The organism is Mesorhizobium subarcticum, assembly GCF_055456085.1.
Map to the genome: position 1 here is coordinate 133,874 of NZ_JBVBEG010000002.1, position 12,911 is coordinate 146,784.

General features: G+C 60.6%; 9 protein-coding genes and 2 pseudogenes. 7 read left to right on the plus strand and 4 right to left on the minus strand.

The genetic code is table 11. The features are described 5' to 3' along the window. Positions 1-9: 9 nt before the first annotated feature. The 3 genes from bioD to ACZYHG_RS32520 are packed head-to-tail and all read left to right on the plus strand — an operon-like array spanning position 10 to position 2,890. Positions 10-645 (plus strand): dethiobiotin synthase, encoded by a 636-nt coding sequence (gene bioD / locus ACZYHG_RS32510; RefSeq protein ID WP_464615180.1) that lies wholly within the window; start codon positions 10-12, stop codon positions 643-645. Further along, a complete protein-coding gene (locus ACZYHG_RS32515; protein WP_464615181.1) occupies positions 645-1,910 on the plus strand; it encodes an adenosylmethionine--8-amino-7-oxononanoate transaminase in 1,266 nt (421 codons plus the stop codon). The genes bioD and ACZYHG_RS32515 overlap by 1 nt, the downstream gene beginning before the upstream one ends. Then, positions 1,907-2,890: a beta-ketoacyl-ACP synthase III gene (locus ACZYHG_RS32520; RefSeq protein WP_464615182.1), complete on the plus strand. Its 984-nt coding sequence runs from the start codon at positions 1,907-1,909 to the stop codon at positions 2,888-2,890. The genes ACZYHG_RS32515 and ACZYHG_RS32520 overlap by 4 nt, the downstream gene beginning before the upstream one ends. 109 nt (positions 2,891-2,999) lie before the next feature. Here the strand turns inward: ACZYHG_RS32520 and ACZYHG_RS32525 are convergent, their stop codons facing one another. Then, the gene (locus ACZYHG_RS32525; protein ID WP_464615344.1) at positions 3,000-3,296 is read right to left on the minus strand and encodes a hypothetical protein; all 297 of its coding nucleotides are present in this window, start codon (positions 3,294-3,296) and stop codon (positions 3,000-3,002) included. On the opposite strand from ACZYHG_RS32525, the pseudogene ACZYHG_RS32530 reads away from it, so the two are divergent. Next, a pseudogene (locus tag ACZYHG_RS32530) lies at positions 3,187-3,440 on the plus strand (MFS transporter); the annotation flags it as partial. The gene ACZYHG_RS32525 and the pseudogene ACZYHG_RS32530 sit on opposite strands and share 110 nt — an antisense overlap. A 600-nt stretch (positions 3,441-4,040) precedes the next feature. Here ACZYHG_RS32530 and hemN read toward each other — a convergent pair. Next, a complete protein-coding gene (hemN, locus tag ACZYHG_RS32535; protein ID WP_464615183.1) occupies positions 4,041-5,369 on the minus strand; it encodes an oxygen-independent coproporphyrinogen III oxidase in 1,329 nt (442 codons plus the stop codon). Positions 5,370-5,552: 183 nt separating this feature from the next. Further along, positions 5,553-6,499, minus strand: a protein-coding gene (locus ACZYHG_RS32540; protein WP_464615184.1) for an IS630 family transposase whose coding sequence is annotated in 2 segments (ribosomal slippage) — positions 5,553-6,151 and positions 6,151-6,499 — 948 coding nt in all. Because the reading frame shifts where the segments join, the coding sequence is not laid out codon by codon here. Between the two features lie 1,223 nt (positions 6,500-7,722). Between ACZYHG_RS32540 and ACZYHG_RS32545 the strand changes: the two genes are divergently transcribed. Together ACZYHG_RS32545 and ACZYHG_RS32550 are read left to right on the plus strand one after the other, a co-directional pair. After that, positions 7,723-8,877: a porin gene (locus ACZYHG_RS32545; protein WP_464615185.1), complete on the plus strand. Its 1,155-nt coding sequence runs from the start codon at positions 7,723-7,725 to the stop codon at positions 8,875-8,877. Between the two features lie 746 nt (positions 8,878-9,623). Further along, on the plus strand, positions 9,624-11,252 hold the full coding sequence (locus tag ACZYHG_RS32550) for an IS1634 family transposase (RefSeq protein ID WP_464615186.1): 1,629 nt from the start codon (positions 9,624-9,626) through the stop codon (positions 11,250-11,252). A gap of 72 nt (positions 11,253-11,324) precedes the next feature. Here ACZYHG_RS32550 and ACZYHG_RS32555 read toward each other — a convergent pair. After that, positions 11,325-11,561, minus strand: a pseudogene (locus ACZYHG_RS32555) (coproporphyrinogen III oxidase); the annotation flags it as partial. Positions 11,562-12,196: 635 nt separating this feature from the next. Between ACZYHG_RS32555 and ACZYHG_RS32560 the strand changes: the two are divergent. Continuing rightward, on the plus strand, positions 12,197-12,886 hold the full coding sequence (locus ACZYHG_RS32560) for a response regulator (protein ID WP_183455245.1): 690 nt from the start codon (positions 12,197-12,199) through the stop codon (positions 12,884-12,886). Positions 12,887-12,911 lie beyond the last annotated feature (25 nt).

Below are 12,911 nucleotides of genomic sequence, written 5' to 3' on the forward strand. Positions count from 1 at the left end.
CGGAGCGGCATGACCCAACGCATCGTCATCACCGGAACAGACACCGGAATTGGCAAGACCGTGTTTGCGGCTGGGCTCGCCGGTTTGCTCGACGGTTTCTACTGGAAGCCGGTGCAATCGGGCCTCGACGGCGAGACCGACAGCGAGGTGGTTGCGCGGCTTGCCGGCTTGCCCTCGGAGCGCGTGCTGCCGGAAGCCTACCGCTTGAAGAGCCCGCTGTCGCCGCATCGTTCGGCCGAGATCGACGGCGTCGCGATCAAGGCTGCCGATCTTACTTTTCCCGTCCTGCCGGCGCCGCTCGTGATCGAGGGCGCGGGCGGCCTGATGGTGCCGCTCAATCGAAAGACAAGGTTCATCGACATCTTCGCTGAATGGCGGCTGCCGGTCATTCTGTGCGCCCGCACCACGCTCGGCACCATCAACCACACGCTGCTGTCGATCGAGGCCCTGCGCGCCCGCTCCATCCCGCTGGCCGGCATCGCCTTCATCGGCGATGAAATGGCCGATACGCAAAAAACAATCGTGGAATTCAGCGGCGTGCGACAACTCGGGAGACTGCCCCTGCTCGATCCGCTGACGGGTGAAACGCTGAGGGATGCGATGGTTGCCGGCTTTGACCTCGCCTCGATTGCGGGAGGCGAATGATGTCGCAGTCCAGTGTGTGGCATCCGTTCACGCAGCACGCGCTTGAGCCCGTGATCCCTGAAATCGTCCTGACGGAGGGCGCCTATCTCCACAAGGCCGACGGCACGCGTATCCTGGATGCCATCTCCTCCTGGTGGGTCGTCACCCATGGCCACCGCCACCCCCACATCATGAAGGCTGTCGAGACGACCGCGTCGAGCCTCGACCAGATCATCTTTGCCGGCTTCACGCACGAGCCGGCAGAGCGCCTGGCCAAGGCACTTGTCGGCCTCGCCCCCTCCGGTCTCGACTGGGTGTTCTATTCCGACAGCGGCTCGACCTCAGTCGAAGTGGCACTGAAGATGGCGCTTGGGTATTTCGGCAACATCGGCGCACCGCGCTCGCGCATCGTCGTCATGGAGCACAGCTATCATGGCGACACCATCGGCACGATGAGCGTTGGCGCCCGCGGCGTGTTCAACGCCGCCTACGAGCCTTTGCTGTTCGAGGTCGACACCATCCCCTTCCCGGCCGCCGGGCACGAACAGGAAACGCTGGATCGTTTCGAGGCCGTCAGCCGCGACCGGCGCGCCGCCGCGCTGATCGTCGAACCACTCGTGCTTGGCGCCGGCGGCATGCTGATGTATCCGGCCTGGGTTCTGGCTGAATTGAAGAAGATCGCCGAGGCCTCCGGCACGCTGCTGATCGCCGACGAGGTGATGACAGGCTGGGGACGCACCGGAACCATGTTCGCCTGCGAGCAGGCGTCCATCTCTCCTGACATCTTGTGCACATCGAAGGGCCTGACTGGTGGCGTGATCCCGCTGGCCGCAACGCTTGCCACGGATGCGATCTTTCAGGCTCATTATTCGGTGGACCGGAAGAAGACATTTTTCCACTCGAGTTCCTACACCGCCAATCCGATTGCCTGCGCGGCAGCACTCGCCAATGTCGAGATCTGGCGCGACGAGCCCGTGGCCGAGCGGGTCGCGGCGTTGAGTGCGATGCAGGCCGCCGGGCTTCGGCGCTTTCGTGACAATGCCAACTTCACCGACAGCAGGACGACCGGCACGATCGCGGCCCTCGATCTGCGCACCGGCTCGGCCGGCTATCTGGCCGAGATCGGATCGAAACTGCGCGCTTTTTTCCTCGAGCGCGGCCTGCTCGTGCGCCCGCTTGGCAATGTCCTCTATCTTCTGCCACCCTATTGCATCACCGGCGAGGAACTGGACGGGCTCTATGACGCCATCGAGGAGGCCGGCGACCGCTTCGGCTCGAGGCCATGAGCAGGTCGTCGCGCATTCTCGGGTTTGGCCATCATGCGCCGTCGCGCAAGGTCGAGAACCCGGAAATCGAAAGCCGTCTCGGGCTCGAACCCGGCTGGATCGAGCGGCGCACCGGAATTCGTTCGCGCTTCTGGGCAACGGACGAAGACACGCTGTCTGGCCTTGCCATGCATGCCGGCGACATGGCGCTGGCGAACGCCTGCATTGACCGCAGCGACATCGGCCTGCTGTTGCTTGCGACCTCGACCCCCGACCACCTTCTTCCGCCCAGCGCGCCGCTGGTAGCACACCGGCTGGGGCTCGGCCGGGCCGGCGCGATCGACCTGACCGGTGCCTGCGCCGGCTTCATCTATGCGCTGATGTTCGCCGACGGGTTCACCCGGCTGCACGGTAAGGCGAGCCTGGTCATCGCCGCCAACATCCTTAGCCGCCGCATCAATCCGGCCGAGCGCGCCAGCGCCGTGCTGTTTGCCGATGCCGCCGGCGCCGTGGTGATTGGTAAGTGCGAGGACGCCGATCGGGGCATTCTCGGCGCTTCGGTGGATTCCGACGGCTCACGCTACGGGCTGATCCAGATTCCCGCTGGAGGAAGCAACACGCCGTTCCATCGCGACCTCGACCTCGCGCAGACCCGCATGACGATCACTGATGGCCGCGAAGTGTTCGCCAAGGCCGTGGAGATGATGACTGCCTGCTCGCAGGACGCGCTCACTGCTGCCCGAATGCAGCCGCAGGACATCGACCGGTTCGTGCCTCACCAGGCCAACGCGCGCATTTTCGATGCCGTCGGGAGAAACCTCGGCATCGCGGACGAAGGGATCGTCAAGACGATCGTCGACTACGGCAACTCTTCCGCCGCGACGATCCCACTGTCGCTGTCGCTGGCCAACCAAGCGGAGCCGTTCCGGCAGGGCGAGAAGATCCTTCTGGCGGCAGCGGGTGCGGGTCTCAGCGGCGGGGCCCTCATCGTTGGAACTTAGCGGAACGCTCGGCCACGCACAGGGCTTTCATGAATGAAGCTAGGATGGCCCAATGCGAAAATAGTCGCCTGCAAGCTCCATGGCTCTGGTTCCCTGACGCGAGAGCCAATCACCGTGCCGACGACCTTTTTCGAGCAGGACGAGCGGCAAGGCTACCTGACTGGGCGAGGTCTGCCTGGCGCTGGCTGCCGGCGTGGAGGTGGCTGAACCCGGCAACGTCATGCAGTGCGAAAAAAATCCCCATATGCCCGTTTTCAACGACGCTCGCTCCATTTCGAAACCAGGTGTTTCGCCCGATCTGGACGGCCACACAAATATCCAGCCTCGGGTGGCTCGTGCAAACGGTTGCCATCAGTTGGGCAAGGGCTGAGAGGAAGAATACTGGCAATGTGGATGCGGCCTGCACGAGCGCAACCATCAAATCGGACGCTGAAATGGTTGCCATCACCGCTTATGTCTGTCGGATACAATATTGTGCGCAGCGTTGGTCCGGCTTGTGGCGGCGTAATCCTGGCATTCTTTGGACCGCTGGCCGCTTTCGCTTTGGCTGCGGTGAGTGATCTGGCGCCCCTGGCCGTCTACCGACATTCGGATCTTGGTAATCGAAGGCTGGTTATGGCCCTTCTTCCCGGTCGCCGCCTGCTGGTTGGCACGAACCAACGTGCTGTCGAGCATCACGTAGTAATTCTGAGGATCCCGATCAGGTCAGCGAATATCCGTTCCCATACCGGCCTTACCGCGCCTGAAGTGTGCAGGCTTTCGAGGCGCTGGCATTGCTGCTGCTCAGTTCATATCGCCGGGCCATCCCTCGCTCCAGATCGAATCTCAACGCAGATTTGAATCGTGAATGTCGATTGGCCAGGTGAGGGTTATCATGGCCCTCTCAGCTTTGCTGAGACTGACCTATGGCCAAAAGTCCCGTAGATGCAGTGTGGAATGTCAATCCACAGACTCCCACCATATTGCGCTTAGAGACGCCCTCCTTCTGTGGCCGAGATGGGCGCCAACGCTGTTGTCGTGGCCGCGCCGCGATGCGGGTGAGCTCGACGGTTTGTCAGCCGCACCTCGGTGCGTGTCGCTGAAGACCAATTGCCTCTGGAGTGCGAACCTGCGGGCCTTTTCCCCGCTCGGCCTCCCGCTTGGCCTTCGCTCAGCGATTTGCGAGAAAGGCATCGAAGGCGGCAGCAACAGCGCGAATCACAAAGCGATGTTCCTGCCGCACGCGGATGATACCATCTTCGATGTCGACGATCCCGTCCTTGACCAGCATCGCCAAGCGTTCGGCGGGATCGGGAAAACGGATCGGATCAAATTCGTGGGCGGCACAGATTGCCGGCACATCGGCCTCCAAATCGCACATCAGCCGTTCGATGATTGCGGCTCGCACGCGGTCTTCGTCGGTGAGACGATAGCCCTGTGACGTCGCCAGACGGCCAGCTGCGATATGACGGCTGTAGCAATCCCGTGTGACCTCGTTCTGGACGTAACCCTCGCCGACGCGCCCGATAGCCGACGCGCCGAAACCGATCAGGGTTTTGCAGGTATCGGCCGAGTAACCCAGTGAGTTGCGCCGCAGGCGCCCGGGTTTCTGCGCCAGCGCGAGTTCGTCGTCGGGCAAGGCGAAATGGTCGAGCCCGATCTCTCGGTAGCCGGCGGCAACCAGCGTCTCGGCCACGGCCGCAGCCTGTTCGGCACGGCCAGCACTGTCCGGCAGCGCTGTCTCCTCGATCAGGCACTGATTCTTTATAGCGGATGGAATGTGCGCGTAGCCGAACACCGCAAGCCGGTTGGGGCGCATGGCGACCGCCGCCGTCGCGGTCTCGACGCAGGACCGCACCGTCTGATGCGGGAGACCGAAGATCAGGTCGAAGTTGATGCGGCTTACTCCATGCCGGCGCAGCATTTCGACGGCAGCCGCCGTCTGCGCCTCACTTTGGACCCGGTTGATCGCTTTTTGAACAATGGGATCGAAGCTCTGCACGCCGAGGCTGGCGCGGTTCACGCCGGCTGCTGCTAAGGCTTCGGCCATCTCGGCCGTGAACGTGCGCGGATCGATCTCGACTGCAACGGCGGTCGTCTTCCTGAACGCGAAGCGGCGGCGGAGACACTCCATGATGGCCAAGAACTCCGCTGGCCCGATGAGGGTCGGCGTTCCGCCGCCGAAATGGACGTCGCTCACGGGCAGCGGCTGCGGCGTTTGCTCCGAGACCAAACGGATCTCGTCACGCACCACCGCCAGATAATTGAGGATCGGAGCATCTTGGCGGGTGATGGTAGTAGGGAAGCCGCAATACCAGCACACCGATCGGCAGAATGGAACGTGGAGATAGAGTGACACTGAGTTGTCAGCCGGTAGGTCCCTGAGCCATTCCGCATAAGCCTCTGCACCGACCGCCGCGGAGAACTCCGGCACAGTCGGATAGATGGTATACCAAGGCAGGCGGGCCTCGCGATATTTGGCCAGAAACGAAGTCTGCAACAGTTACCGTCCCATGCTGATAACAGTTATCCTTACCGCTGCGCTTCCCTGTGTCTTTGCGCTATGTCAGTCCGTTCCGCTTTTCGCCGCAATTTGCCTTTTGCCAGTGTCAATGCTCACGGGGCGATGCCACCGCCGATGAGTCTCCGTTGGGATGGTATGAACACCTAGAGCAGATTCGACTTACACCGGGTCATATCCGGCTGCCTCGAAGTAGTTTCGGCATTCGGCCGGTTTGAAGGCGTCGAGGCAGTTGGCGATGACGGACCAGAGTTGATCGATGGAGCGGGCAGCTGCTTTTCTGAGTAGGGCCTTGAGCTTCGAGAACGCCATCTCGATCGGATTGAAATCGGGCGAATAGGGCGGCAGCAACAGAAGCCGTGCGCCGGTCCTTTGGATGGCCTCGCGAACGCCGGTGATCTTGTGAGCCGGCAGGTTGTCCATGACGACGATGTCGCCGGGAGAAAGTTCAGGTGCGAGCACCTGTTCGGCATAGGCCAGGAAGGCGGCGCCGTTCATCGGCCCGTCGAGCAGCATCGGTGCGGTCAGGCCGTTCAGCCGCAGTCCAGCGGTGAAGGTCGTGGTCTTCCAATGACCATGAGGAACCGGCGCACGGCAGCGTTCGCCACGTTTGGCCCGCCCGCGCAGCCGCGCCATCTTGGTGGAGGCGGCAGTCTCATCAATGAAGATCAGCTTCTCGGGGTCGAGATCGAGCTGGCCGTCGAACCAGGCGCGACGGCGCGCCTTGACGTCGGGGCGCTGTTGTTCGCTGGCATGCGCCGTCTTTTTTTAAACGTGACGCAGCGCCTGTCGAGAAACATCCAGATCGTCGAAGGAACCACGCCCACGCCATGCCCGGCCGCCAGCCTCTCGGCAATCTCCGCCAGAGTGATGTCGGGCGTCTCCTCGATCAGGCCGAGGATGAAGGCTTCGTGAGGATCAAGCTTCGAGCACGACGGTTGGCCCTGCTTGCGGGCCGCCATCTCGCCTGTCTCGCGATAGCGGCGATACCAGTTCCCCGCCGTAGCAATCCCGATCCGGAACCGGCGTGCTGCCTCTCGCGTCGAAACACCCTCCGATATCGCCAAAATCACCCGACCGCGAAGGTCCGCACTCAAGCTGCGTGTCATCGTCATCTCCCTGCGAATCACAGGGAAAATGAAACAGACTTCCGCCACCGCGTGAATCCCAAATCTGACTCGGCGTTCACGGAAAATGCTCTAGCCGGTTAGCTACGGCGCTATCGCTTCCCCCCGAGACCATCGCCCACACCGTTCGGCTCTACTTCCGCTCTCATTTTCAGCCGGGCGCCTAAATGTAACGTTGCTGGAGCGCGGCATTGCCGAATCCTGACGAAGTACGAGACTTTGCTCGCCGGCTGCTGGTTGAGGCTTATAAAGACCATCTGACATCTCGATGAGCTCGTGGTCACGCGTTGATCAGGACGGGAATGCGACGGGATTATCGAGGCCGCCGCAATGCCGAAACTGCCACGCACCTGCTTACCTGATTGCCGATAAAAGGACCGCGCCCAAGGCGCACGATGATCGATGCATCGGCAAAGCGCCAGGTGGTGCCGCAAGTCGAACATCGTTCTCACACGGTCTGAACAATCGCACCGAGAATTCGCATGCTGCTGCAAAAACCGAACGGGCCATCCCGGCCAGCGATCCAGAGGCGGTTTACAACGGTTCGCGTCGGTCTTCCCAGACCTGCGAAACCACCTTGTCCGGACTGGTTTCCACGCGATCATGGCCGGCTTCATACTGACTAGGCGCGGTCCTGCGCCCCAACCGGCCCGGCCGTCCTTCGACAATCGCGTGCCCGCCCTTGCTCGTGGATTGTGTCAGGGTCCGTTGGGGTCTCGTCTGATCATCGAGCGGTTCCGCCCAATGATGTCTCCCGAGGTTCCAAGCCGAACAAATGCTGTCACCATTGAACGAAACTGTCGCATATCGAACAAACAAACCAGATTCCAAACATTTGCCCTTCGTGCTCAGCCTGACGCCCAAAAACAAGAAACGCGACGCGAATGAGACTGGCCAATTTGAGGGTCAGCGCGCAGCTCACGTCTTCAGCGTGGCACGTGACTTGCACAATCGACTCTGAAAGCGGTTGTGACGGTCTGCCGATAATAGCGGAGATGACTATGGCCATGGCTCAGAAATGCGATTCCACGGGCCAACTGACAATTTTGGCTGACGAGTAGCGTCGAGCGCAGGGCGCCGACCCAGATCAGTGTGACGGATAATGGCGGAGAAGCAGCGCTATGCCATTCTCCTTCGATCTGGGACTGGTGAAGGGCTCATTATTGGTCGCCCGCCCCCTTTTAATCTTTGAATGGAGATCAAGAATGAATATCAATAGCCTTCTTGTCGGCTCCGCTGCGGCCCTGACCGCAATTTCCGGTGCGCGCGGCGCCGACGCCGAGCTGGGACCCGCTGAACACGTCAAGATCTGCGACGTCTACGGCGCTGGCTACTTCTACATTCCCGGCACCGAGACCTGCCTGCGCATTGGCGGCTATGTTCGTTATGACATCGGCGCCGGCGACCTCGGCTCGAATGACGGCGCAAGAATTTCAGCTGTGAGAACTGGCGAGGATCGGGGAACATGGTGGAACACCACGCGCTTGGCATTAAAAACCTGGACGGGCCAGGAGACCGAACTCGGCACCTTTAAGACCTATTCCGAAACCCATTTCAACTTCGGCAACCGCAACATTTATCCGGGTCCGGATAGTCCTCAGAACTATGCCTTCAACAGTGACGTCATGTTGACTTTCGCCTGGGTTCAGCTTGGTGGCCTGCGAGTTGGTAAGGACTGGTCGGCCTTCGACACCTTTATTGGCCACGCCGGCAACGTTCTCAATGGCAAGCTTGCTCCTTACGGCGACGCTGACACCAACGTAATTCAGTACTACTTCGACGCCGGCAATGGCCTTTCGACTTTAGTTTCACTCGAGGAAGGCTCGAGCGCAGTCGGTACTATCGACAGCTATGTTCCGCACGTCGTCGGCGGCATGAGGTATACGCAAGGCTGGGGCGCGATCACTGGCGTTGTCGCTTATGATAGCAATTACGGGTCGGTGGCCAGCAAGGTCCGCCTTGACGTGAATGTCACCAGCGAACTTTCACTATTCGGAATGGTCGGCTACGGTTCCAACGGCAAGCTCAACGATGACTCCACTAACCTCATCGACGCCCACGGTCGTGGTTTCTACAAGCAGTGGGGGGGCAACTGGGCCTTCTGGGTCGGCGGCGCCTATTTGCTAAACGAGAAGACGTCGTTGAACCTTCGACTATCGGGCGATCAGTTCAAGAACTATGGTCTGGCTGCCAACGTCGCCTATACGGTCGTACCAGGTTTTACAGCGACGGTCGAAGTCGACCATTATCACTACGGCAATTTCGGCGTCGGCATGGTCGACCCTTCCAACGTGAATTGGACTAACGCCGACAAAAAGAACAGCGTCGGCGGCATCGTCCGTTTCCAATACTCATTCTAACGGACTGAAAAGTTGCATCTCGGTGTCCTATTGAGTGGACCTATTGCCGCGTCCGTGTGAGCGAAAGCGAGTGTTAGCAGGGGCATGAGGAACTCGAAATTGCGGGATCTCAGCCGATAGTGCGACAGCTCAGTCCCAGGAATTCTAAAACCCCGTGTTGCTCTGGTTGCTTTGCAGCACGATCTTGACGACCGGTGCTGTACTGGTTCATTTAGAAGTTCCTGCTGCGCGCGATACTCAGGCGAGAATTTGCCCTTGCTGCTCAACCGGAAGACGCGGTCGGCGTGGAGGCCCGTCCCGTTCGGGACGCCGCTGCGCAGCACAGCGCGCCGTAGGAGACAATCGGTTGGCCAGAGAAGCCGCTTCCAGCGGGTCGAGCATAATCAGACGGTAACGACACAGCCGAGTTCCTGTTCGTGCCAGTGAACGATGCCAGTGCTACGGATCTTAGTCGCCGCGGCAGCCATAGCGCCAGGCGGCGCCGGCGTTCCGCCGCCGAAATGGACGTCGCTCACGGGCAGCGGCTGCGGTGTTTGCTCCGAGGCCAAACGGATCTCGTCACGCACCACCGCCGCATCTTGGCCCGACTTGAACAGTTGGAGGTGAACGGATGGCGAACGCTGTCCGTTAAGCTATTGAATTCACTCGCCTCGAGTTTTCGGAGCGAAAATGTGTGGTAACAACATTTGATCTGCTAGCCGCATGTTGTATGGATTTTATGGCATTTATTCGCTAACAACGCTGGCATGTTTGTCGTTGAGAGAGTCGCGCGCGGCCACCGCTATCTTTACCTCGTGGAAAGTGTCCGCGACGGCAAAACCGTTCGCCAGCGCACGATAAAGGCGCTGGGCCGCAAGGATGCGCTGGTTGCCAGCGGCGAACTTGACAGATTGGCGGCCTCGATTGCGCGCCATGGCGAGCGCAGCCTCATCCTGTCCGACATTGACGCGGGGCGAATTGCCTCTCGCCGCATCGGCGGTCCGCTGTTGTTCGGGCGGCTGTGGGAGCGGCTCGGGATCGGCGATGTGCTGGAAGAGGTGCTGGAAGGGCGCCAGTTCGGCTTTGCGGTGGAACGGGCGGTGTTCATTGGCACGTTGCATCGGCTGTTCGTCTCGGGCTCGGACCGCGACTGCGCGAACTGGATGGCCGATTATGGTATCGAGGGCGCCGAGGGTCTGGCGCTCCATCACTTTTACCGGGCCATGGCGTGGCTGGGCGAGGAACTCGGCGAAAAGGCGCAAGGCGCGCTGGTGGCGCGCTGCGTGAAAGACGTGATCGAGGAAAAGCTCTTCGCGCGCCGGCAGGACCTGTTCACCGACCTCAGCCTTGTGTTCATGGACACCACCTCGTTGTCCTTCTACGGCGCGGGCGGCGAGACGCTGGGCAAGCGCGGGCATTCCAAGGACTTCCGCCCCGATCTGGCGCAAATGATCCTGGCGCTGGTCGTTGATGCCGAGGGCCGGCCGATCTGCACCGAGATGGTGCCCGGCAACACCGCTGACGTGACCGTCCTGTTGCCGGTGGTCGATCGGCTGCGAACGCGCTTCGGCGTCACACGCGCCTGCGTTGTCGCCGATCGCGGCATGATCAGCGCCGATACCATCGCCGCGCTCGAAAAGCTGGGCATGGAATACATTCTGGGGGCCCGCGAACGCTCGAGCAGCGTGATCCACAACGTCGTGCTCAATGACGCGGCACCGATGGTTCCGCTCGTTCTCGAGCGCCAGCGCGGTGAAACTCAGTTGTGGGTCAAAGAGGTCAAGGTCGGTAAAGACCGCTACATTGTCAGCCGCAATGACGCCGAGGCCGAGAAGGACAAGGCCGACCGCCAGGCGATCATCGCCGGCCTCGAGGCACAGCTCAAGAAGGGCGACAAGGCACTGGTCGGCAACTCGGCCTACCGGCGTTACCTCAAGGCCAGCGGCAAGAACTTCAAGATCGATGTCGGCAAGCTTGCCGAGGAAGCCCGGTACGACGGCATCACCGTGGTGCGGACCAACGCGAAGGTGACCCCGCTCCAGGCCGTGCTGCGGTATCGCGATTTGCTCGAGGTCGAGAGCCTGTTCCGCGCCGCCAAGGCAACCTTCAATACCCGGCCGATCTTCCACCAATCCGATGCCGCCATCCGCGGGCATGTGTTCTGCTCGTTCCTGGGGCTCGTACTCAGCAAGGAACTGTACCGCCTCTGCCGGGCCAAAGGCCTGACGCCCGAATGGCAGCCGCTTCTACGCGATCTCGACCGCCTCCAGGAAGCCACCATCGAAAAGGATGGTCGCATCGTCACCACCAGAACCCACGTTACGGGCCAAGTGGGCAACGTCTTCAAGGCATCTGGCATCGTTCTGCCACACAACCTCGACGAACAACTCGCCTGAGATCATCCCCAAAATGTAGTGGTAACACGCGCCGGCGCGCGCCTAACGTGCTGATATAATAACATATTCTTACAGGCGGTGTTTAAGTGGGGCTTGGCGGGTGATGGTGGTAGGGAAGCCGCAATACCAGCACACCGATCGGCAGAACGGAATGTGGAGATAGAGCGACACTGAGCCGGCAGGTCCCTCAGCCATTGACCATGAGCCCTGGCATTGACCATGAGCCCTGGCACTGACCGCCGCGGAGAACTCCGGCACAGTCGGATAGATGGTGTACCAAGGCAGGCGGGCCTCTCGATATTTGGTCAGAAACGGTCACCGAGGTCGCCTTGAAACCACCAGAGCCGGCTTCTCCGCGCTCAGATGGAGCGGCAGCCTGGTCAGTGATCGCCGCTCTCGACGCTCTGATGACCCGAGCGCAAGCTCCCAGCCGCGGCACGAGCATCAGCCTCTGGCCGCAGCGTGTCACCCTAGATTAGCTTGATCGGGCCCGCCCTTCGGTGCGAACACATCATGCCACCGGCAGGGCAGCGTGCGACTCGCCGCGCCTGGCTGGAATGCGAATGCATCCATTATGTGTATACCTACAATCCGAACATTCGATTGTTCAAGTCACTTCTCGAAAGCTAACCCTTCGTAGCCACGGAATCATGGGGTTTTCGAGGGCGACCTCGGCCTAACGAATGCAGGGGCCGCACGTAGGTGGACGATGCGCAGAGAAATTGCAGGCGGAGTTGTGGCATTTTGGGTTGACCAAGCGGCATTTCGGCCCGTCAACTCGTCTTCACATGTTCCATCCCCGCCTATTGCAGGAGTGCGGCTTGCACGCTCCTGCGATTACCCGTCGGAGAGAGGGTTACGAATACTGCGACGAGTTGCGCGACTTCTGCTGTCGCACCATCCCATAGCGGTCGGTCACCTGTCCTACCTTGATAGGAGATGAAATGCGAACGCTGCTCGTTGACCATCATGCGGATCTTACGCGCGCCGTGCGAGTTGCGCTCGGCGATAGCGGTTTCGCCGTTGACGTCGTTGGTACACTGGAACAGGCGTCGAGTGCATTTTGTTGCGCGAGCTATGAAATTCTTCTGCTGGAGTTGGTTCTGCCGGATGGCGATGGTCTGGATTGGCTGAGGCAGCTAAGGAGCGACGGACATTCAGTTCCTGCCGTCGTGATGAGCAACATCGACCATCTTGAGCAGCGAATTGCGGTTTTCAATGGTGGCGCGGACGACTTTCTGGTCAAGCCGGTGTTTACGGACGAACTCATCGCCAGAATGCGAGCTGTTCTGCGCCGGTCGACACAGATGACCGACCCGATCATCGTATTTGGCAATCTCCACTTCGATCCGATCGGCCGTCAGGTTTCCGTTGCTGGTCATCCGCTGATGGCCGCACGCCGTGAACTATGTATTCTAGAGCATCTGCTCAACCGTGCAGGCCGCATCGTGCCGCGTGCGCACTTGGAAGATCACCTCTATTCGTTCAACGATGAAGTATCTGCCAACGCGCTTGAAGTCGGAATCTATCGCTTACGCGGACATCTCAATAGGTCAGGTGCAACGCCACGGATCAAGACCGTGCGCGGCATTGGTTACATTCTCGAATGTCCGACTAGCGCGACATCCGCATAGTTGGTCGAATTGAAAGAAAAGACTG

Bases quoted from the DNA above. Each gene is read 5' to 3' on its own strand.
- bioD (WP_464615180.1), top strand. From the start codon at position 10: ATGACCCAACGCATCGTCATCACCGGAACAGACACCGGAATTGGCAAG.
- ACZYHG_RS32515 (WP_464615181.1), top strand. From the start codon at position 645: ATGTCGCAGTCCAGTGTGTGGCATCCGTTCACGCAGCACGCGCTTGAG.
- ACZYHG_RS32520 (WP_464615182.1), top strand. From the start codon at position 1,907: ATGAGCAGGTCGTCGCGCATTCTCGGGTTTGGCCATCATGCGCCGTCG.
- ACZYHG_RS32545 (WP_464615185.1), top strand. From the start codon at position 7,723: ATGAATATCAATAGCCTTCTTGTCGGCTCCGCTGCGGCCCTGACCGCA.
- ACZYHG_RS32550 (WP_464615186.1), top strand. From the start codon at position 9,624: ATGTTTGTCGTTGAGAGAGTCGCGCGCGGCCACCGCTATCTTTACCTC.
- ACZYHG_RS32560 (WP_183455245.1), top strand. From the start codon at position 12,197: ATGCGAACGCTGCTCGTTGACCATCATGCGGATCTTACGCGCGCCGTG.